At 30.6% G+C, this 23,747-nt stretch carries 15 protein-coding genes; 2 read left to right on the top strand and 13 right to left on the bottom strand.

Annotated features, from left to right (window positions below; genetic code table 11):
* Positions 1–2: 2 nt before the first annotated feature.
* Both Q4512_RS05760 and Q4512_RS05755 read left to right on the top strand, forming a co-directional pair.
* Entirely contained in the window at positions 3–743 is a 741-nt protein-coding gene (locus tag Q4512_RS05760; protein ID WP_303422733.1) for a glycosyltransferase family 2 protein, read from the top strand.
* Positions 744–777: 34 nt separating this feature from the next.
* Entirely contained in the window at positions 778–2,196 is a 1,419-nt protein-coding gene (locus Q4512_RS05755; RefSeq protein WP_303422730.1) for a B12-binding domain-containing radical SAM protein, read from the top strand.
* Positions 2,197–2,216: 20 nt separating this feature from the next.
* On the opposite strand, the gene Q4512_RS05750 is transcribed toward Q4512_RS05755, so the two are convergent.
* From Q4512_RS05750 to Q4512_RS05690, 13 genes are all read right to left on the bottom strand, one after another.
* Entirely contained in the window at positions 2,217–3,329 is a 1,113-nt protein-coding gene (locus Q4512_RS05750) for an SGNH/GDSL hydrolase family protein (RefSeq protein ID WP_303422727.1), read from the bottom strand.
* Positions 3,330–3,332: 3 nt separating this feature from the next.
* Positions 3,333–4,418 (bottom strand): GDSL-type esterase/lipase family protein, encoded by a 1,086-nt coding sequence (locus tag Q4512_RS05745; RefSeq protein ID WP_303422724.1) that lies wholly within the window; start codon positions 4,416–4,418, stop codon positions 3,333–3,335.
* A gap of 8 nt (positions 4,419–4,426) precedes the next feature.
* On the bottom strand, positions 4,427–5,185 hold the full coding sequence (locus Q4512_RS05740; RefSeq protein WP_303422721.1) for a methyltransferase domain-containing protein: 759 nt from the start codon (positions 5,183–5,185) through the stop codon (positions 4,427–4,429).
* A 2-nt stretch (positions 5,186–5,187) separates the two neighbouring features.
* Positions 5,188–6,573, bottom strand: coding sequence for a B12-binding domain-containing radical SAM protein (locus Q4512_RS05735; protein ID WP_303422718.1), 1,386 nt, complete (start codon positions 6,571–6,573; stop codon positions 5,188–5,190).
* Positions 6,573–7,373 (bottom strand): bifunctional 2-polyprenyl-6-hydroxyphenol methylase/3-demethylubiquinol 3-O-methyltransferase UbiG, encoded by an 801-nt coding sequence (locus Q4512_RS05730; protein ID WP_303422716.1) that lies wholly within the window; start codon positions 7,371–7,373, stop codon positions 6,573–6,575. Before Q4512_RS05730 ends, Q4512_RS05735 begins: the two co-directional genes overlap by 1 nt.
* A gap of 3 nt (positions 7,374–7,376) precedes the next feature.
* Positions 7,377–8,315 (bottom strand): hypothetical protein, encoded by a 939-nt coding sequence (locus Q4512_RS05725; RefSeq protein WP_303422713.1) that lies wholly within the window; start codon positions 8,313–8,315, stop codon positions 7,377–7,379.
* A gap of 6 nt (positions 8,316–8,321) precedes the next feature.
* Entirely contained in the window at positions 8,322–9,755 is a 1,434-nt protein-coding gene (locus Q4512_RS05720; RefSeq protein WP_303422710.1) for a radical SAM protein, read from the bottom strand.
* Positions 9,748–10,653 (bottom strand): nucleotidyltransferase domain-containing protein, encoded by a 906-nt coding sequence (locus Q4512_RS05715; protein ID WP_303422707.1) that lies wholly within the window; start codon positions 10,651–10,653, stop codon positions 9,748–9,750. Before Q4512_RS05715 ends, Q4512_RS05720 begins: the two co-directional genes overlap by 8 nt.
* Before the next feature lie 236 nt (positions 10,654–10,889).
* Positions 10,890–13,199 (bottom strand): DUF2357 domain-containing protein, encoded by a 2,310-nt coding sequence (locus Q4512_RS05710; protein ID WP_303422704.1) that lies wholly within the window; start codon positions 13,197–13,199, stop codon positions 10,890–10,892.
* 5 nt (positions 13,200–13,204) lie between these two features.
* Positions 13,205–15,094, bottom strand: a complete 1,890-nt coding sequence (locus Q4512_RS05705; protein ID WP_303422701.1) for an MrcB family domain-containing protein — start codon at positions 15,092–15,094, stop codon at positions 13,205–13,207.
* A gap of 54 nt (positions 15,095–15,148) precedes the next feature.
* On the bottom strand, positions 15,149–17,998 hold the full coding sequence (gene polA, locus Q4512_RS05700) for a DNA polymerase I (RefSeq protein ID WP_303422698.1): 2,850 nt from the start codon (positions 17,996–17,998) through the stop codon (positions 15,149–15,151).
* 153 nt (positions 17,999–18,151) lie between these two features.
* Positions 18,152–19,027 carry a T9SS type A sorting domain-containing protein gene (locus Q4512_RS05695; RefSeq protein WP_303422695.1) on the bottom strand — a complete coding sequence of 292 codons (876 nt, stop codon included), beginning with the start codon at positions 19,025–19,027 and terminating at the stop codon, positions 18,152–18,154.
* An 11-nt stretch (positions 19,028–19,038) separates the two neighbouring features.
* The gene (locus Q4512_RS05690) at positions 19,039–23,523 is read right to left on the bottom strand and encodes a leucine-rich repeat domain-containing protein (RefSeq protein WP_303422693.1); all 4,485 of its coding nucleotides are present in this window, start codon (positions 23,521–23,523) and stop codon (positions 19,039–19,041) included.
* Positions 23,524–23,747: the final 224 nt, after the last annotated feature.

Here is a 23,747-nt window from a genome sequence, read left to right as displayed (position 1 = left end):
ATATGATTAATTCAAAAAAAATAATTGTTGTTTTACCAGCTTATAATGCTTCGGAAACACTTCAAAAAACATACGAGGAAATTCCTTTTGATATTGTAGATGAGGTGGTTTTAGTAGACGATCATAGCACCGATAAAACACTAGAAATTGCTAAAAATTTAGGCTTAAAACATGTTTTACACCACAAGCATAATAAAGGCTATGGTGCAAATCAAAAAAGTTGTTATGATAAAGCATTGTCTTTGGGTGGTGATATTGTTATTATGTTACACCCAGATTATCAATACACACCAAAGCTTATTCATTCTATGGCATATTTAATTGCTAATAATGTTTACCCTGTAGTTTTAGGGTCTAGAATTTTGGGTAAAGGCGCTTTACGAGGAGGAATGCCAATGTATAAATATATAGCAAATCGTTTTTTAACCTTATTTCAAAATATTGTTATCGGACAAAAATTATCGGAATACCATACCGGTTTTCGTGCATTTTCTAAAGAAGTGATACTAGCATTGTCTTTAGAGAATAATTCAGATGATTTTATTTTCGATAATCAGATGCTTTGTCAAATTTTTAATAAAGGATTCGAAATTGCTGAGATTACTTGTCCTACCAAATATTCCAGCGAAAGCTCCTCTATTAATTTTAATCGAAGTATGACTTATGGATTGGGAGTCCTAAAAGTTTCTCTGCAATATTTTTTACATAAAAAGAAAATAAAGACATTTTTATTATTTAAATAGTAAGTATCTTTAAAAACAAATAAACACGATCATTTTGAAGCGAAAAAAAATTCTTTTATACAATCCAATAGCCGTTTTTTTTGATATGCCACTGGCGTTAATAGCAGTAGGATCTGTATTAGACCCAGAAAAATATGAGGTGATAATTATTGATGGGAGAATTGATGAAAACCCAATGGAAACGATTAAAAGTCATTTGGATGATGCGATATGTTTTGGTTTAACAGTACTTACTGGAAAGCCTATAAAAGATGCGGTAACGGTAACACAAGCTGTAAAAAAACTTAAAAAAGATTTACCTATTGTTTGGGGAGGTTGGCATACTTCACTATTTCCAAAGCAAACGTTAATAGATGAGATAAGTATAGATGTAACCGTACAAGGGCAAGGAGAAGATGCATTTAAAGAATTGGTGGATGCCTTCGATAATAATACAGATTTAGCTGCTGTAAAAGGAATATGCTATCGTAATGCGGAAGGTGAAATTATTAAAAACCCTCCAAGAACTATTGTGAAAATGGATGCCTTTGCGAATGTTAATTATGAACTGATTGATGTTGAGAAATATTTTGAGAAGAAAGGAAGAAGGCAACTAGATTATATTTCTTCTACGGGATGTTTTTTTAGATGCTCTTTTTGTGCTGATCCATTTGTGTATAATAGAAAATGGACTGCTGTTTCGCCAGAAATTATGGTGGATAAGTTAGAAGAATTGCACAAAAAATATAAGTTTACCGATGTTAACTTACAAGATGAGACTTATTTTACCTATCGAGATCGCGTTATTGAAATATCGGAACGTATTATAGAAAAAGGCTTAAATTTTACTTGGGCAGCTACTATGCGAGCAGATCAAGGCTCGAGAATGACGATTGAAGATTTTAAAATTTGTGCAAAATCTGGATTACGAAGATTGTTAATTGGTGTTGAATCTGGTTCGCAGGTGATGATGGATTGGCTAAAAAAAGATATCAAATTAGAGCAAGTTTATATGTGTGCCGAACGTTGCAGAGATATTGGTATTGCTGTTCAATTTCCTTTTATTGTTGGGTTTCCAGAAGAATCAGACGAGAGTATTACAGAAACGGTTAAAGTTGCTTTAGAGTTAAATAGTATGCATCCTAATTTTAGAACTCCAATTTTTTACTTTAAACCATATCCAGGCACAACCATTACAGATAATGTAGTGAAACAAGGTTATAAATTACCAGAGACAGTGCATGAATGGTCCGATTTTGATTTTGTAGGTTCTACTGGCCCATGGGTTAGTAAAGAGAAGTATGATTTTTTTGAAAAATTTAAATTCTACTTAAAATTTGCCTATTCTAAACAAAAAGTAATTTATTTGCCTTTACAACTATTGGCAAGGTTGCGATGTAAATACAAATTCTTCAATTTCCCAGTCGAGAAGAAGTTGGTAGACACCTTTTTTAAGAAGCAACAATTAGCATAATCTCGATAATTGATTTTATATTATTTTAAAAGCCCTTTTGTTGTTAATGCTGTAAAAACTCGATCGGAAACAAGTCTTGCACCAGATTCATTAAAATGGAAATCGTCATAAAAAGATTCCGTTGTTTTTGGTAAGTCTAAATCTATAAATTCTACGTTGTTTTGCTTACATATGTTTTTTAATTTTTCGTTAAAAATCTCCATGCCATGATACAATGCTGTAGTGCTATAAAAACCATTATTGTTTTCAAAACCACTTGTTAGTAGTAGTTTTTCGTACTCTTCTTCTAAATCTGGTTTCCACATAGTAGCTTGTTGGATAAAAATTAAATGTATTCCTTTTGCTTTCGCTAGACGAATTAATTCCAACGTGTTTTTTTCATAATGATTTAAACTTTCTGTTACATCTGGTAGTTCATTAGTTAGTTCCGCATTATGTCTTAAGTTTGTTATAGAAGCTACCGCTTTGGTTAAGTGTTCTTTATGTTTAAGCTGAAATTTTATTTTATTTTTAGCACTTACAGCTAGTTTGTATAGCGTTAATTTTTTATGAAAAGGAAGATGATCTTCAGGTGTGTGTTGAAAAGCGAACTTAGTAAGCGTTTTGGTGTCTGAGTTTATATACCTTTCTTTAGAAACTAGTGAGCCTACAAAGTCATTAACCCCTTGCATTATTAAAACGGTTTTAACTTCTTTTAATTCTGGTTTTTCTAAGATGTGTTTAAATTGTAATGTATGATGGTTGCTACTGTTTCCTGGTCTACCAAAATTACCAACCCAGTACGTGTCACCTAATTTTTTTTCAAGTAATGCTGGCCATGTTAATTGTTGTGTTAAAGCAAAACATGCAGTAGTACTTCCTCCAAAAACGACTATTTTATTTTTTTTATCTTCTAGGTTAGAAATTGATCGAGCTCCTATTGCATCGAAAGCAATTTCAGAATCCCCTTGAATACCAATAATTTCATTTGGGGTTATAGTCCATGTAAAACCAGAATTTGGAGTCATGGTGTAATAGTCATCAGGAAATATTTTAAGCCAAGAGAGTACTATTTCGGCTATTATTAATAAAATGATAAAAACAAGTCCCATAAATGCTAGTTTTTTAAAGGAAGGAATGGTGATGTATTTCATGTGTTAGTTTTTTAAAAATTGGTATACTTTTTCTGCAACAATTTCTGCTCCAGATTCATTAAAATGCATGTCATCATAAAAGATAGTTTGATTTTTTGGTAATTGTAAATCAAGTACTGGTACATTATAGGTGTCACACACTGTCATTAAACGCTTATTAAAAATTGTCATGATTTTATTTAAAGCTTTGCCTGTATATAAGGGCGTTTTATTGTAATGAGCTCTTGCTGCAAGTAAGGTTTTATATTTGTCGGATAAGTTTTTTTTCCAAATTGTAGGTTGGGTCATGAAAATTATTGAAATATTTCGTTTTCTAGTTTCTTTAATAATTTTTATTAAATTATGTTCATAATGATTTAAACCATCAGTTAATTCTGGAAGTTTAGTAATGGGTTTGGTTTGGTTTTCAAACGTTTCTAAATAATCAAGAGGCCTTTGAGGTTTACTTAAAAAGAGAATTCTCTGTCTTGCTTTTTTAGCCAATTTAAATAAGGTTAGTTTTCTTAAAAAAGGTAATTCAGAATTTGGAATATGCATAAAAGCACTTTTTTTAACTTCTAAATCTGGCATGTGCATATACTTATCTGGAGCGATTAAGTATCCTCGACAATCATTTACTCCAACTAGCATCAATATTGTTTTTGTGTCTTTTAATTCGGGTTTATCCAGAAGGTGTTGTAATTGAAGTATATGGTGGTTACTACTATTTCCGCTTCTAGCAAAGTTGCCAACCCAATAAGAGTCTCCTAGTTTTTTATCCAATAAAGCAGTCCATGTTTTTTCTTGAGTTAATACAGAGCATATTGTTGTGCTTCCGCCAATAGCAACAATCTTATGTTTTGCCTTTGCATAATCTGAAACAGATCGCGAACCTAGAGCATCGTATCCTATCTCGTAAAATCCTGAAATCCCATCAATTTTACTTGGGTTTTCATTATATTTTTGGCTCGTATTTGGTGTGTTGGTATAATAATCATTAGGTAGTATTTTAAACCAAGAAAGTACAACTTCAGCAATTACTAATAAAATGATAAAAACAAGTCCTGAAAAGGCTAATTTTTTTAAGAATGTTATTTTTAAATATTTCATTTTAGTTATTACTGTTCATGCTTTGATTTAGAATATCGATACCAAGAAAAAGGCGAGTCTTTTTTACCGAGTATCTTGTTTAGAATGTTCGTTTTTTTTTGATATAAGATAGTAAACCGATCTAATTTATCTATTTCATGATGAAAATAGTGCGATGCCATTTCTGGAAAGCCTAATTGTGTATAATATTGTATTGTTCGTTTTTTTGCAACGACGAGTTCTTCTTTCTTGTAAAAGGGACTATCTATTATATGAATTTCCCCGTTCGGTTTTAATAGTTGTACTAATGCTTGCAATAATAAATTAAAATCTTGAAAATATTGTATGCATCCATTAAGCGTTATAACATCAAAGCTTGTTTTATAGTTTTTGGAAATCGTAAAAATATCGCCATAAGCAAATTGTAAATTATCTTTTTTAAAAATACGAGATGCTTGCTCAAGCTCTTCTTTGTTTACATCTAAACCTAGAATATTGTTGCTTGCATTTATACATGCTATTTTATGAGAAAACCATCCGTTACCACAACCAAGGTCTAGTATGTTTAAAGGCTTTTTTTTAAGTGAAATATATTGGATAAAGCGCTCGGTAGATTTTTCTCGTAATGGCCATTCGTAACGATTTAAATAGGGTAGAATCGCCACTTCATTGTCGGTAAGAATGCGGTTTTCTTTTTCTCTTACTGCGATGTAAATATTAGAAAAACTAGAAAGTTCTTCTGTTAAATATAGTACATTGTTTTTTGTTTTTAAAGGAGTGAAATTCATGATTATTTATATAGTTTCATTCCTGTTTTTGCTATAATAGATTTTGTTTTCAGCTTCAAAGAAGAGAGTCTGTTTTTTTCTTTTCCTTTTAGTAATTCTTTATTGTAGTTTACTTCATTAACAATTCGTCTTACGGCAAAATCATAATATTTTCGAGAGTAGGTTCTTTTAAAATCTATTTCTCGATCTGTTGTTGTTTCCCAGTTTGGTTGTACGGTTATTTTGTTTTCAATTTCATTGTATAATGAAGTTCCTTTTATAGGATATGCAATAGTAATTGTAAAATGTGTTGGGTTTGCTGCTTTTAAATAGGAGATGGTTTCTCTAATGTCTTCTTCGTCTTCTCCAGGATATCCAACCATAATAAAAGTACCAGTTTCTATGCCTAAAGCATTGGTTTTTTGAATGGCTTCTTTTACCACATTAACGTCTACACGACGATCCATGGCATCGATAATTTTTTGAGAACCAGATTCGGCACCAATCCAAATTCTAAAACAACCAGCTTCTTTTAGTAATTGCAATATTTCATCGTCTAATCTTTCTGCTCTTGTGATACATTCAAAAGGAATAATTGCATCTTGTTTTAATACTTCTTCGTGAAAACTTTTAATCCATTTATGGCTAACGGTAAATACATCGTCTACAAACCAAATACTATCTGGGCTATAGGTTTCTTTCAGCATTTTTAACTCTTGAGCAACCATGTTTGCAGGTCTTCTTCGGTAACTTTGTCCGTATACCGCAGTGCTACACCATTTACAAGTATAAGGGCAACCGCGTTGTGTGCTAATAGTCATGGAGCTTTTTCCATGATGTGTTTTCCAGGTGTCTAAGTATTTTTCTACTGGAATTGCCGCTCTATTTGGTAACGGTAAAAGCTCGAGACTTTTCATTTTTACTCTTGGTGCTGTTTTTTTAACACTTCCATTTTCTAAATAAGCAATTCCTGGTATGTCGCTATAATTTTTATTATTAGCAATAGCTTGATATAGCTCTAATGTTGTTTGTTCACCTTCCCCAATAATTAAAAAGTCGACTCCTGTGTTGAGGTAGTTTTCGCAATTATAGGTAATATCTGGTCCGCCTAAAATAATTTTTGGGAAACCGTATTTGGCATCCTTTTTTAAGATATTTACTAGTTTGATAACATTAATTTTAGTCATCAAATTGGTGTAAATTGCAATGGCTTTCGGCTGTTTTTTTTCAATAAAATTTAATTGTTCTTCTTTGGAGTAAAAGGTAGTGTCATACAAGTGGTTTTCTATATGATTTTCATTTAAATAAGCAGAAATATATAATAGGCCTAACGGTGCATAAGGCCTCATGATTAGTTGCTCTTTTGGGTCTTCGAATAAATAATAGGCATGTGTTAATATAATGCTCATTATGCTTGGTTGTGTTTCGCTTTTGTTGATAGTTCTATATAAAAATGATCTGCATATTTTGCCCAGAATTCTCCTGTAATTACACTATCAATACTTTTAAAAATAGATAATAAAGGATTTTTTGCCAAAATTGAATTTTCAAGATAAGAAGGAGGAATCGTAATTCCAATGGGTTTTATTTTTTCTTTTTTAAATAAAGTGCTTGTTAAAGATAAAATGTCTTTTGGATTGTAGTACCATGTTTTTACAAATATACCATCCACATTCGCATCTACGCTTTTATCTGTATTTCTTCTTTTTGCTTTTTTAAAATCTCCTTTTAATGAAAAATAGATTTGTTCCCAAATGCATTGTTTTGGCATTAATACTAGTATTAATTTTCCGTTAGGATTTAATAATGTATTAGCGGTATTGAAAAAATCTTCCAATTGTATTTTAGATAAACAGTTTAAGCCACCGAAATTAGAAAAAATAATATCAAACTTTTTAGTAAAGGTTTGTTCGGTTATGGTATTAATATCTTGAACAGTAAATGTTATGTTTTTAAGTTTCGTTTTGGCTTTTGCTACATTAATCATCCCTTCAGAAATATCTGTAGCATGTACTTCGTGGTCAAGTTTAGCAAATTGAATAGCATCTTCTCCAGTGCCACAATTAATTTCTAGAATTGAAAGGTTTTTTTCGGAATGAAGATATGGATCTACATTTTTAAATACTAGATTACGTTGTGCTTTACCAATATTGGAAAATGTAAAAATATCATCGTATTTATTTGCTGCTATGTCAAAATCTGCTTTCATTTCTTACTTTGAAATTATTAAAGTTCCTCTTTGGTATTTCATTATATCTTCGATGTTTATTTTAGGATTGTAGTTTCTTAAAATATCGGAATGTATTTGTGTTACCTCTAATTTTATTTTCTCTTTATAATTTTCGCCAATAAAATCCAATACCTTTAAATTCTCTTTTTTACAAAGCTCAAGGTAATATAAATAGGATAGCCTATTGGTATATGCTATCGAGTTTCCTGCCCAAAACTTCCAATATTTATTGGAGTATTTTAAAAAGTTAAACTCAGAAATAGAAGAATCTTGAAAAAAGCCAGGATTTGTAAAGTGATCTATAAAGTTAATAGTATGCACACAAAATTGATCTTTCTGTAAAACTTCTTTTTTGAATTTAAATAGTTGCTCTAAAATCTCTCGAGGAACATGTTCTAAAACAACTTGTGATGCAATATAATCGATTTTTTTAGAATATTTATACAGCGTTTTAAAAGTGTATGGAGCGATATATTCAATATTTCCTAGGTTGAAAACAGCTTCTAATCGAGTGGCTTTTTTAATCGTGTTTATTTTTTCTAGAATTTCTTTTTTTGTGTAAATACTTTTAGACACAATTAATTTTAAAGCTTCTGGATGGTCTAAATAATGGACTTGTTTTTTTAAAGTAGAAAATGAAATGTCTTTTGTAATGTCTACAGTAATAATTTTTTGAAAACCTAATAAGGACAATACAATGGATGAAATTAAAGAATATCCAGTACCAAAATCTAAAGCGGTTTTGTTTTTACTAAGGTCTATGGAGCAGTAACTAAATTTTCGTATACACTCATAGGTTTGGTATATAGCAACATTGTAGTGATAGTTTTTATTTAAAGTTGCTGGAATATGATTTAGTGCATCACCAAGTTTTGTAAACGATAATGTTTTTTGGAGTAGCGCTTTTACTTTCCAGTTCATAAACCTTTATTTTGCTAGCTTTTTTAAAATTAGCTTATCTATGAAGGCGCTTGGTACATAAAAACCTAACTTAAATATGGATTTGTATTTTTTTAAGTGGAAGTGTTTTAAGTGATGTAAACCTTGGCTTATGCGATATTCTTTATGCACATAACGTTGTAGTTTTTTGTAAAATGCAGAACTATAAGTACCTTTAAAAAGCATGGCAAGATCATCCGAATCTGTCCAATTTGCTTTTAGTTTTAGATCTTCTTTTACCATGTCGTAAAATTTGGTTCCAGGTAAAGGATACGAAACCGAAACGCCAATATTATCTGGAATCAAATCTTTAATCATGCTAATAGTTTTAGCAATATCTTCTCTCGTTTCGTTTAAATAGCCAAACTGAATAAAGAATGCAACACGAATGTTTTTTTCTTTTAATAATCTAGTTGCTTCGTAAATTTGTTCGACTTTGGTGTCTTTATCCATGGCGTCTAAAATCGCTTGTGAGCCACTTTCTGCGCCAACCCAAACTTCTTCTAGGCCACTTTCTGCCAAAGCATCAATAGTATCTTCCTTTAATAATAAATCGACACGACTTTGTATGTAATAGGAAATAGAAAGCTTTTCTTTTTTTAGTGCGATATTAAATTTTTGAACCCAATTTGGTTTCAATCCAAAAATGTCATCACACATCCAAAAGCGCTGCACATCATAAGTTTCGCTAAGGTATTTAATGTGTTTAGTGATGTATTCTGGCGAATGTGAATTATAGCGATTACCATAAATAGGTTTTGCACACCAATTACATTTGTAAGGGCAGCCTCTTGTAGTTGCAATGTTTAATGTGAATTTGCTACCACTTTGTTTCCATACATTTTTATACGCATCTATATCTACCAAGTCCCATGCAGGAAGTGGGAATTCGTCTAGGTTTTTAGTAACTATGCGTTTTGGCGTTTTTACAATTTCATTGTTTTGTTTGTAAACTAGACCTTGAATTGTAGTTGTATCATCGTTTTTAGATAAGGCATCTACTAATTCTTTTAAACTGACTTCACCTTCTCCTTGAATTATAAAATTGGCTCCAGCAGCTAAGTATTTTTCATAGTGATCTGTAGCATCTGAACTACAAACAATCACTTTACAATCTTGATTTTTGGCAATTTTAATCATTTCAAAAGCTGCTTCACGCATTTTGGTTAAGCACATTTTTGTTAAATAATTAAAGCCATCATCGTAAAGTACAAATGTTTTAGCTTGTTGTTTTTCTAAAAATGGTTTTATTGTTTTTGGGTCTTCTAAAAGGTTTGCATCAAAAAGACTAACCGAGTACCCATTTTCTCTTAAATAGGAAGCTGCATAAATAGTACCTAAAGGCGGAAAAGGGGTTTTGTTTTTCCATTGTTTGGCATCAAATTTATAATAATACGAATGTGAAAATACAATATCAGTCATGTTCTGGTTCTAGTATTATATCGTGTTGCTCTTGTACTTCTAAATATTTTTTATTTAAAGCATGAATTACTTTTTTCTGAAAGTTCTGCGGATGATGTTTCGATACATCAGTTGTAGATTTCATAGCAATTTCAAGTTCTTTTTTACTTAGAGAAGTAAATTTCTTTTTCCATTTATTTAAAGTTAATTTTCTAAAAAAAGCTTCAAGTGTATTACCTAATTTTGTGTTAAATAAAGCCTCTATACTCTTCGTTAATATAGGTTTTTTCACCTCTTTTATAGTCTCTAAATTAGTAATGGTAATATTAGGTAAATAGGTTTTTGGCCAAGTATTATTAGCTATAAATTTTTTAAAAATTGTTTTACCAGTTACAGGAATTAAAGTCATTAATTCTGTTGCTGTAAAAAGGTTTTTTTCATGAATTTCTAAATGTGTATTACTTATAAAATAGTTTACACAAAAGTGTTTTTTATTATTACGTAGAAATACTTTTTTATAGATTATTAGTAATGTTCTAGCTATCCATAACCGTTTATCTTTTGTGATAATAAAAAAGTCAAAATCACCATCATCATCATAATACCCTTTAGAAAGTCCACCAGATAAACTCACGCTTTCTACATAGGGGAACTTAGCAATAAATTGCCCTCTTTTAAAAGCTTTTGGTAGTACCTGTTTCGCGTGTTGGTTTCCTTTTAGTCTTCGGTTTACAATACTATTTGGATCTTTGTATATATAATAACCATCTACATTTTTGATTACTTTTTTTATTTCTAAGGCTTGTAAATCTGTTTCTAAATTTTCCTTTTTTTCCGTTTTTGAAAATTTAAAAATCTCGTCTTTAGTCAACGGATAATTAAAAATAGAAAAATATAATATGGCTTTTAAACTTTCCAAAAATGCATTTTTATACGTGTTTAAACGTAGTAGGTTTTATGAAATGCTAAGTTATGGTTTTTAATTGAGAGGGTAAAGAAAGTTTTTGGTGAGAATTAATTTAAGAATAGAAGAACAACTAACTGAAGTAGTTTTTATAAACGTGATAACTGTATTGGATAAAAATACGATCTAAATTGGGATTGAGGAAGAAATGGTGGTGCTTTGGGAGTTGATTGGTGTTTAGTTATAAGTATTTAATCAACTATTTTTTGTTGAATAAAATCAGTTAGGTTAGCAGTAAAAGGTATTGCAGAAGCTCTTCCTGATTTATAGTTTTTTAATTTTTTAAAATTCCATGAAATATTAGTAAATTCTTTATCAATACATTTTTCTATACCAATAACTAAATAGCTATTCTGTTTAGGGCCTGGGTAATTTAATCTATTTAATGTAGCTTTATTCGTTACTCTAAATTCCGTTTTCTTTATTGTATATAGCCTTGAGGAAAACGTATCCCCTTTCATGTGAAGTAATAAATATTTTGCGTTTAAAGTTTCCTTATTCAATTTTAATGCACCTCTATTGGAATACATTCTAAAATTATATAGAGATTTATCTTCAATCCATTTTAGGTGTTCCTCTGATTTACAATAACCAACTAGAACATAAGTATCATCAGGAATTAGTTTTTTGCCATGTATATATTCCGGAAGTGGTTCGTTTAAGGGCTTTGGTTTTCCGCCTTTAATAATGTCGTAAGTTTTTGAAGCAATGTTTTCTCTTTGAGATGTTCTATTTAAAAGATGACTAATTATTTTATCAATAAAATCGCTTAGCTCTGCTATTCCATTATTATTTAGACTAGGTCTTAGAGCAAATGCGCCTAAACCTGGTATTATTTCATGAAACCCTCGTTTCATATCTCCTTTACTATTTCCAGGATAGAGAATGTATGCGCCTCCTGTTCTTCTTATGGCATCTTTATAAGCATGCATTTTAAATAAATCTACATTCTTATAGTCTCCTTTTCTTTCTGATTCTTCTTCTGTTTCTCTGGTATCATCAATAGCTCCAGAATAATTTACTTTGTATTTTGCATCAAAGTGAATATGAACTATTAACTCTTTTTCTTCTGCTTCTTCATCTGTTGTATCTGCAGGCCAAAAAGACAAAGTGTAATCAGGATACATGTTTTTAGTGTAACTTCCTTCTATCTTCTCAGATAGTTTTGTATCGCCTTTGAAAGTTTGATTATACGAAAAACGAACATTTAGCTTTCTGTTTTCAAATTCACTAATGCCACTAAAAGCAGTATGAGTACCAGATTTTATAATGAAATTTAAACTCTTGTCTGTCTTCCTTATTAAACTATGGTAAGGATTACCATCATGTTCAATGTTTTCTATTGGAAATTTACTTTTAAATAAATCATACAACATAAAAAACAACCAATATTCATATAGTTTAGAAATATCTCTTTTGCCAGCATTGTAAACATCTTCACCACCAGTCCAAGTCAGTTTTGCTGCTAAATCAAACTTCAGCCAAGATTTTAGAATTTCTCTGTAACCACTTTTTCTTTGTAAAACAGGACTGTTAAAATTTAAACTTGTTGGTCTTGAAACTTGTTTGAAAAACGAGTTATTTAAGTGCAATTCTAATTTAGTCGTTAAATATTTAGCTTCTTTGTGTGCGCGAGTTTCGTTTTTAAATTTATTTAAACATTTTTCACTAAAGTGAAGATAAGTCTGTAGTGCATGTTTAATAAATCTGTTTTCTGCATTATCAATAATTTCTACTTTTCTGTTATTGATAATATGTGATGGTAAGTTTTTCAGTGGTTTATCAAATAAGGGATGAGAATTAGGTAATGATATTCTATTTCCTCTACTTACTAATTGTTTGATCGTAGTTCTTGTAAATTTCTTTACACTTCTAATATCTGCTAGCTCCTCATTGTCAGCCCAATCCGTTTTTGGTGAGCTTATTATTTTCTGTATGGCTTCTTCAAACTCTATGCTTCCAATTATAGAATTAACAAAACTAAATTGTTGATATAGACTTTCGCTTTTTTTGTTAAAATCAGTTTCAAAATGTTGTTGAATAGGGGAGTTAACTTGTAGAAGAAGTTCTGTGCATTTTTCGGTAATATCCTCAAGCATATACCTATAATTCTCCCTATAACTTTTATCTATATTATCAGAATTAAATTTGGTGGCTTTCACTTCCAAAAAAGTGTGTTTCTTTTTTAATTCTTTCTCTTTGTGTGTAATGTTGAGTTTTAATGTTCCCACATAAAAACTTGGATTAATTTTGCCAGAGAATTTTTCTCTATGCGATTGTTTTACAATGCTTTTATTGTCACAACTTAATCGATAACCTTTTTTATTAAACGCATATTCATAGCTTTGGCTTTCCAATATTTGATATGGAAATTCACCAAATTCAATTGCCTCTGCTTCTTCAATTTTAAAAACTTTACTTTTTCCTTCAGGAAAAATATGTAGTTCTAAATCTTCTGCTATGTTAGATAATGGGATAGATATGTGTTTTTCTTTGGCCATTTATTTTAAGCTTCAGCATAACTTGCAAATCCATTTTCAACGGCATTTTTATACATACGCATAATCTTCTCAAAGGATAATTTGTACTTAATGTTTACATCTTTTTTAAATTCAATATTTCCAAAGTTTTCAAAATATTCTTTATCAAATTTATCATTTACATCTACTAAACATAGCTTTGCTAATGGTTTAAGAGTTCTAGTAAGTTTTGTTCTCGAACCATGAAGCTTTGGTAGCATTTTTTGCATAATGGCTATATCTAATTTGTCATTCTCATTAGATAACCCAAACTCTTCTAGTTTGTAAATCAATTTAGAAATTTCAAAAGCTGTTCTATAACCAAACTCTGCACCAGATTTTTGCAACTCTTTAAAAAGGTCATTTATGATTCCTTGTTGCGAATCCTTAAGTTGGTATGTTGTATTATCATCTTTTTCTTTTTTGCTCTTTGCAATATCTACAAAGTTTATAGCCATATTAGCACCTTTACCGTTTAGCTTGTCTAAATCTATGTCATTTGGATTTTTAAGAAAACCTGAAATGTCTGTATCACTAACTCTAAACTCAATAGTATTTGCTCTATCCAATACTTTTGGACTAAACATGTAGGTAGTTTCATCTATGTTCACCGTACCAACAATAAATAAGTTTTTAGGTAATTTTATTGTTTTTGGTATCTTGTTAACCTCGTTATCAATTTTGTGTAATGGAATGGAGTTTTTAGATTCCATGGTGCTTAAAAAGTCTGCAAAATAACGCTCTACATGACTTAAGTTCATTTCATCTAAAATTAAAAAATAAGGTTTAGTTTCATCATCTTTAGCTCGCAATAATAAATCTAAAGCATCATTATCTGGCTTTACATATTCATTGTCTTTTAATGCATTTGGGTAACCTAAAAGAGGTTCTCTATTCGTCCAATCTGCTCCTACTGGAATTAATGTGTATTGCTCTTCACTTTCACAAATCCATTGCGCAAAAGCTTGTGCTAATTTTGTTTTTCCTGAACCTGATAAGCCACTTAATAAAACAAAAGGCTTTGTTGCTAAGGATGCAATGTATCTTGTGATTAGGTCTGGTTTGTAGTTTAAACCAGAGTTTTTGCAATGTTCTTCAAATTTTTCTTTTTCAAAATTCCTAGTTAGAAATGTATTGTTTCGGAAGTTTTTTTTCTCACCTAAATTCGAATATTTTTCAATGATTACGTCTAAATCTTGATTTAATATTCTTTCTTCAGGTAGGTTATTTACATCATAAACCTTGAAAACATGAGAGTCTCCATATCTGTCTGGTTTTTCAAAATTATTTTCTTTAAAAAAATCTGAGATACTTAGACTATTATTAATGTTCCATTCAACAATTGGTTTATTTGTTTCACTTCTACCATAAGCAAGTATTAGCTTGTTTATATTTTTGTAATATAAATAAACAGGGTAAATTCCATCACTAGTCGTAAAGGGGTCTTTAAGAAAAGAAACCCATGGAATTTTAGCTGTATTTCCTTGACCGAAACTCACTTTTACTTTTGTGTTTCGATATGCTTTTAAGTAATGCTTCGTTTTTAAATTATCTGTTTTTGCCTGTTTTAGAAATTCATTTAGGATTTCATATGCTTTAGGCATATCTGTATTATTTGATTTAGGTAGTATTTTAATTTTTAATCTTTCAAATGCAGCAAAACATGGAGTACCTTTGCCTCCAGAAAAGTAATTGTCAATAGATTTTCCTGTAGCGAAATAATTTGCAATCGCCATTATTGGTTTAGGAGGGAATAAAGTTCCATCAATTTCTACATCATAAAACTTTGAAGTACTAAGTCCATGTGGTATACCATTTTTCCTGAAATGATTAACTGCTTTTTCTATATGTTCAAGGCTTACTTCATCGAATAGCATATTCTTCTTTTTTATTAATTATAATAAATTACTTTGCTTAAATAAGAGTCGTATTTAATGCGCCTCCAGCCAATTCAGCCCAGTATCCACCTCCACATCCAACGGAACATCCATTACAAATGCATTTTCCATTTCGGTTTTAATTAGGGTTTTCATTGCTTCCAGTTCGGGTTTATAGACATCAAAAACCAATTCATCATGTACTTGTAATAGCATTTTAGTTTTATAATTACCAGCCTCTAATTTGTTATAAATATTAATCATGGCAATTTTAATAATATCTGCAGCAGATCCTTGAATTGGTGCATTCACGGCATTACGCTCTGCAGCACTTCTAACCATAGCGTTTCTAGAATGAATATCTTTTAGATAACGTCTTCTGTCTAAAACCGTTTTTACATACCCATGATCTCTAGCAAAATCTACCTGAGCACTCATGTATTTTTTTAGTTTCGGGTAGGTTTCATAATAAGTATCAATAAGTTCTTTGGCTTCCCCACGTGATAAATCGGTTTGGTTACTCAACCCAAAGGCAGAAACGCCATAAATAATCCCGAAGTTTACTGTTTTTGCATTGCTACGTTGCTCTCTGGTAACTTCTTCAAGAGGCACACCAAAAACCCTAGAAGCTGTAGAGGCATGAATATCCTCTCCGTTTTTAAAGGCCTCAATCATGGTTTCTTCTTTACTAAGCGCAGCAATAATACGTAGTTCTATCTGGCTATAATCGGCAGCTAATAAGGTGTATTCTTCACTGCGTGGTATAAATGCTTTTCGTACTTGGCGACCACGTTTGGTACGAATAGGAATATTCTGTAAGTTTGGGTTGTTGCTACTTAAACGTCCTGTTGCAGCAACGGTTTGCATATAATCGGTATGTACTCTTCCTGTAGCTTCTTCTACCTGTAAAGGTAAAGCGTCTACATAGGTGCTTTTTAGTTTTGCTAAACCGCGATACTCTAATATATTTCTAATAATTTCGTGGTCTTTGGCTAAAGCAGATAAAATATCTTCTCCCGTTTTATACTGTCCTGTTTTTGTTTTTTTAGGCTTATCTACCAGTTTTAGTTTTTCAAATAAAACGATTCCTAATTGCTTTGGTGAGGCTATATTGAATTCTTCGCCGGCAACTTCGTAGATTTTAGAAACTAAGGTTTCAATGTCTTTGTTTAAGTCTTCCGAAAGCGAATTTAAAAAAGGAACATCTAGATTAATACCTTCTAATTCCATAGCAGCCAAAACGCGTAATAAAGGCACTTCTATGTCATCAAATAATTTTTGTGTGTTGGCTTCTCCTAATTCTTTTTCAAAATGCTCTTTTAACTGTAACGTAATATCTGCGTCTTCTACAGCATATTCGGTTTGCTTGTCTAAGGGAACCTCACGCATAGACAATTGGTTTTTGCCTTTTTTGCCAATCAATTCGGTAATCGAAATTGGCGTGTAATTCAGGTAGGTTTCTGCCAGCACATCCATATTATGTCGCATGTCTGGATTAATTAAATAATGCGCTAACATGGTGTCAAACAGTTGTCCTTTTACTTGTATGTTATATTTTGCAAGTACTTTGATATCGTATTTTAAATTCTGACCAATTTTCTGAATGTTTTCTGCTTCAAAAAAGCATCGTAATAATTCGATGATAGCTTGTGCTTCCTCTCTTTCTTCTGGAAATGGAATATAGAACCCTTTACCAGTTTCCCAAGAAAATGAAATACCTACTAGTTCGGCGGTTAAGGGATTTAAGCCTGTGGTTTCGGTATCAAAACACACGCTAGTTTGGTTCATTAAGTTTTTAATAAATAATTTTGTAGCCATTCCTGGCGCTATACTTTGGTAAAAATGCGAGGCTGTTTCTGCGGTTTTACGTACAAATGCATTGGTTTCTGTTTTCGCTTCCGCGGAATTTGGGTCGCCTCCAAATAAAGAGAATTGCCCAGCTCCAGCATTTTCTGCTTCTTTTGGTGTTACTTTTGGTGCTTCTTTTTTGGAAACTATTTCGGTAGGCGTAGCAATTGCTTCCGCTGAAAATGTTTTTAAGAAATTATCGATTAAACGTCTAAATTCTAATTCCTGAAAAATTTCGGTCACTTTAGGAATATCTGGTTCCGACATTTCAAAATCCTTAGCATCAAACTCCACAGGAACATCTAGCATGATGGTCGCTAGTTTTTTAGAAAGCAATCCAAGTTCTTGATTGGCTTCTACCTTTTCTTTCATTTTTCCTTTAAGCTCGTGCGAATTTGCAAAAAGGTTTTCCATACTACCATAAGCAGCTAGGAATTTCTTGGCTGTTTTTTCTCCAACTCCAGGAAGCCCTGGAATATTATCGCTGGCATCTCCCATCATTCCTAAAAAATCAATCACTTGTAACGGATCTGTAACCTCAAATTTCTTTTGGACTTCTGGTATTCCCCAAGTTTCATAACCACCACCAAAAACAGGTCGATACATAAATATATTTTCGGAAACCAATTGCGCAAAATCCTTATCTGGAGTAACCATAAAGGTTTGGTAGCCTTCTTTTTCGGCTTTTTTTGCTAAAGTTCCAATCACATCATCTGCTTCAAAACCTTCTTTTACCATGATTGGAATATGCATGGCTTTTAAGATTTCATAAATATATGGAACAGCCGTTTTTATACCTTCTGGAGTAGCGTCTCTATTGGCTTTGTATGCTTCAAACATTTCTACACGATCTGCACTTCCGCCTTTATCAAAACATACGGCTAAATGGTCTGGTCTTTCTCGTTTAATAACGTCTAAAAGCGAGTTCATAAATCCCATAATAGCAGAAGTGTCTTCGCCTTTAGAATTGATTCTTGGGTTTTTTATAAAGGCATAATACCCTCTAAAGATTAAAGCGTAAGCATCTACAAGAAATAGGCGTTTTTGTTGTGACATAATTATTGTTTTATAGATTACCAAAACTACAAAACTTAAATTAGGTTTGCTTGAAATTTTGTTAACAATGAAAAGGGATTATAAAAAAAGAGGAACAAATAAGGCGATGCTTTTCTGTTCCTCTTTTAAAATGAATATAATAGGGATTTTGGATTAATTTTTTATTACCTTTTTAGTAATTTCTCCTTGATCTGTTTGTATTTTAAGTATATATAATCCAGAGTTAAATGAGGATAAATCTATTTGAGATTGACTAGATTCTAAAATGCGTTTCCCTAAAAAGTCAAATAATTGTATATTTTTAATTGTATTTAAAGTGGAAATATTAATAACATCTGAGGTTGGATTTGGGTAAATAGAGATACTGTTTTCTTTGTTTAAATTAGGATTAGTAGAAAGTGTTGCATCTGTACTATTGTAATAATCATTTACTATTTGAATTCCTGGAGAATCTCCGCAATTTGCAGCTTCAAAAGGTCCGCCTGTTGGTCCACAAGCCGTATAAAATTGGTCGTCATAGACATCGCCATCTTCAAATGTAAGCATTGGGCTTTGTGAAACATCTTCATATTTAAGTTTTAAGTGTATTAGTTTTTGAGGTGTTTCGGTAATATTATCATTTGCAAAAGTAGAAGCACTAAAAACTTGCGAAAATGCCCAAGAGACTCTAGATGTTGTGTTGTCATTAATTGTAAAAACGCCATAAATATCTGCAGCTGCAGCATCTACATATTGACCACAGATGTATGCGTCTGCATTTGGTTGTGTGATTTCAATATTTGAATTAGCTTGCACGTTTTCTCCAAAAGCATCTGTATTATAGACAAAGTATAATTGTCCAGAACCTAGTTTAAATGTCCCGCTGCCATTAATGGTTTGTATTAATACATCTACTTCGTAAAAATCATCAACTCCATCGTTGGTGTTTTGTGCATTAGCAAACGTGAAGTTAATATCTTGTGCATAGGTAGAGCAGATTGTAAAAAGTGTAAATAATAGAATTAAATTTTTGATGTATTTTTTTTTCATGATTTATGGTTTTATTTATTAATAGTTTTATTCCTTTTTGCAAACAGTTTAAGTGCTACTCTGCTGGTGTATTGTTCTCCTTTGCCAATATTTGGATTTAGTTTGTTTTGAATGTCTGAGTTTTGCACTTCAGAATTCATGTCTATATCTGCATTGGTATATCCGTTAGTGCCTCTTAATGGTTCTACATTATTTTTGTCTGAGTTTTGTATTTGTCCATCTCCATCAAAGTCTCCTGCATAAAGAGCTAATTTGCCATCATTCATTGTAGCAATACCATTGGTGCCTCCTGTAATTAGGTTTATATTATTGGTAAAATCAATAGAGGTGTTTGTTAAACTTAGGTTGTAGGTGTTTGCGCTAAGAACACCTAAATGATTGCGATGCGAAAGCATGATGTAATAGTCGCCAAAAGGTGCTTGAATAGTAAGTGGTGTAAAACCATCTAAAGCAACAACATCTCCATCTGCTTGTAATAATGCAGAGGTTTGTGCAACAACTATTGAAACATCTGATGCGTCTCTAAGTTCTATCCAAACCCAATCTATTATTGCATCATTTCCTGTGATGTCAAAAGCTCCATAGTAACAATAATAACATACTGTAGCATCTACATAAGGGCTTGTTGTTGGTAGGTAGTTATTGCTTCTTAAATCATCTAGCATTATACCATTGTTATAAGCACCTTGTAAAAATAGTTTTGGAGATAGTACAACGGTATTATAATTACAATCTTCACTAAATGAAGTTTGAGCATCAATATCTGACCAGTATGTAGCACTGTAAGTAGCATCATCTACTTGTATACAGGTTAAATCTGGATTGTTTAATGTATAAAAATTGTAAATATTGGTGTTATTTCCGTTTTTAACATTTATGCTTGTTAAATAATTATTAGCACAAATTAAATCTTGTAAAACAGTATTATTACTAAGATCTAAACTTGTTAAATTATTACCGGAACAACTTAAATCTTGTAACGCCAAATTATTACTAAGATCTAAACTTGTTAAACTGTTGTTATAACAACTTAAATCTTGTAAAGCAGTATTATTACTAAGATTTAAACTTGCTAAACTATTGTTATAACAATTTAAATCTGTTAAAGCTATACAGTTGCTTACATCTAAGCTTGTTAAATTATTGTCATAACAGTTTAAATCTTGTAAAATCGTACAGTTACTTAGATCTAAACTTATTAAATTATTATCATAACAATCTAAATCTGTTAAAGCTATACAGTTGCTTACATCTAAACTTGTTAAATTATTATCATAACAGTTTAAATCTGTTAAAGCTATACAGTTACTTACATCTAAACTTGTTAAATTATTGCTATGACAACTTAAATTTATTAGAGCATTATTGTTACTAACATTTAAACTTGTTAAATCATTATTGGAACAAATTAAATAAGTTAAAGCCGTATTGTTACTTAGATCTAAACTTGTTAAATCATTGTCATAACAACTTAAATCTGTTAAAGCTGTATTGTAACTAATATCTAGACTTGTTAAATTATTATTGGAACAATTTAAATCTGTTAATACAACAAAATCTTCAATACCTGTAAGGTCTGAAATGTTTTTATTATTTACGTCTAAATTAGTAAGTGTTTCAACATTTGCGGTAAGCACATAATTATCTAAAAAAGAATCATAACCTAAATCTATTAAGACTTGTTCAAAGTTATTATCTGGAATAAAGGTATATAGAGTAGATGTAAAACAATCTTCACTAAAACTAGTTGCAACATCAATATTTGTCCAGTTTGTAGTACTCCATATAGAGTCATCTACTTCAATACAAGTTAAATTTGGATTGTTTGTGGCATTAAAATATGTAATATTTGTATTGTTCCCGTTTTTTACATCTAAAAAATGTAAATCATTATAGGAGCAATTTAAATCTGTTAAAGCTGTATTATTGCTTACATCTATATTGGTTAAATCATTACTATAACAATTTAAATCTGTTAAAGCTGTATTGTTGCTTACATCTAAATTTGTTAAATTATTGCTATAACACCTTAAATCTGTTAAAGCTGTGTTGTTGCTAATATCTATACTTGTTAAATTATTATTGTAACAACGTAAATTTGTTAAAGCTGTATTATTACTAATATTTATGCTTGTTAAATTATTATTGTAACAAAATAAATTTATTAATGTGGTATTATTGCTTAGATCTAAATTTGTTAAAGTATTAGCAGCACAATTTAAATTTGTTAATACCACAAAATCTTCAATTCCAGTTAAGTCTGTAATGTTTTTATTATTGATGTTTAAAGATGTAATAGTTTCTATAATAGAAGTTGATACATAGTCATCAAGCACACCAGAGTCATAACCTAAATCTATTAAGGCTTGTTCAAAATTATCATCTGGTACGTATGTGTCGTCATAATGACAGTTGGAACTAAAACTACTTGAAGCATCAATACTTGTCCAGTTTGCAGTACTCCATATAGCATTGTCTACTTCAATACAGGTTAAACTTGTATTGTTTTGGGCGAAGAACTCTGTGAAATTTAAATTATTTCCGTTTCTAGCATGTAATCTTGTTAAATTATTACTAGAACAACTTAAAGCTATTAAAGCTGTATTATTACTAATATCTAAAGTTGTTAAATTATTACTAGAACATCTTAACGCTACTAAAGCTGTATTGTTAGTAACATCTAAACTTGTTAAATTATTACTAGAACAATTAAAATCTGTTATAGCTGTATTGTTACTAACATCTAAAGTTGTTAAATTATTATTATAACACCAAAAATATTGTAAAGCTGTATTGGTACTAATATCTAAACTGGTTAAGTCATTATTATAACAATATAAAGTTTGTAAAGCCGTATTGTTACTAACATCTAAAGCTGTTAAATTATTATTATAACAATGTAATTTTTTTAAAGCCGTACAGTTACTAGTGGTTATAGTGGTTAAATCATTTTCATAACAATATAGGTTTTTTAAAGCCGTACAGTTACTAAGATCTAAACTGGTTAAATCATTATAGGTACAATCTAATTCTGTTAAAGCACTAAAACTTTTAATACCAGTAAGGTTTGAAATGTTATAATAACTTACATTTAAAGTTGTAAGTGTATTAATATTTGCATTAAGCACATAATTATCAAGTACGGTATCATAACCTAAATTTATTAAGGCTTGTTCAAAATTATCATCTGGAACATAAGTTTCATTAAAATGGCAGTTTTCACTAAAAGAGGTTTGAGTATCAATACTTGTCCAGTTTGTTGAACTATAACTAGCATTATCAACTTGTATACAAATAAGATTTGGATTGTTTGTAGCATTAAAAGTAGAAACATTAATGTAGTTTCCATTATCTGCATTTAAATTTTCAAGTTGATTAGATGAGCAAACTAAGCTTGTTAAAGCTGTATTAAATTGAATATTTAATTGTGTTATTTGGTTTGAACCACAACGTAAATCTTCTAGTAGTAGATTTTGGCTAACATCTAATTCTGTAAGTAAGTTTGATCCGCATCTTAAATTAGTTAAAGCCGTATTATGAGTTATGTCTAAACTTGTTAGTACATTTCCAAAACAACGTAAATCTTGTAGTGCTACAAAATCTTCAATACCAGTTAGGTCTGCAATGTTTTTATTATTTACATTTAAATTAGTAAGGAAATTAATATTTGCTGTTATTACATAATTGTCAAGCGCAGTATCATACCCTAAATCTATTAAGACTTGTTCAAAATTATCATCAGGAATATAGGTAAATGGATAGCAATCTGTACTAAAACTACTAGATGCATCAATATCTGTCCAGTTTGTTGTACTGTAGGTTACATCATCTACTTCAACACAAGCTAAGCTTGGATTGTTTGTGGCATCAAAATCTGTAAAATTTATATTATTACTGTTTTTAACATTTAAATTTGTTAAAATATTATTAGCACAATTTAAATCTGTTAAAGCGGTATTATTACTTACATCTAAACTTGTTAAATAATTATTATCACAAGCTAAAGTTTGTAAAGCCGTATTATTATTTACATCTAAACTTGTTAAATTATTATTACGAGAATTTAAATAAGTTAAAGCCGTATTGTTGCTTAGGTCTAAATTGGTAAGATAATTTGAATGACAATATAATTGTGTTAACGCAGTATTATTACTAAGATCTATATTTGTTAAATTATTACCGTAACAATTTAATATTGTTAAAGCCGTATTTTGAGTTATATCTAAACTTGTTATCACATTTCCAAAACAACTTAATTCTTGTAATGCTACAAAGCCTTCTATACCAGCTAGGTCGGAAATACTATTATATGGTATAGTTAAAATGGTAACCGTATTAATATTTGCAGTTGGTACATAATCATTTAATGGTCCAGAGTCATAGCCTAAATCAATCAATGCCTGTTCAAAATTATCGTCTGGCACGTAAGTGTTTTGTCCAAAAGCAATAACAGATAATAAAAAAGTAATAATGGATAATAAGGTAGTTTTTTTCATAATGTTGGTTTACTATTTTTTGTTATCCTTAAAGTGTTACGTTTGCATCAAACACGTTTCTGACGTCTTTTATAAAAGAATGGACGTAAAAACTTATTCCAAGTAACAGTTCGCTTCCTTCAGGAATAAATGGATTGAGACTCCCTATGAATTGAATAGAAATATGACCAGCCAAAACACTGGAGTTTATTATTAAAAAGGAGAGGAGAAGTGTTGATGTTTTC

It is taken from the genome of Oceanihabitans sp. 2_MG-2023 (assembly GCF_030547245.1).
GTDB lineage: Bacteria > Bacteroidota > Bacteroidia > Flavobacteriales > Flavobacteriaceae > Oceanihabitans.
The sequence above is the reverse complement of the archived record's forward strand: the minus strand, read 5'-3'. Positions and strand labels throughout refer to the sequence as shown.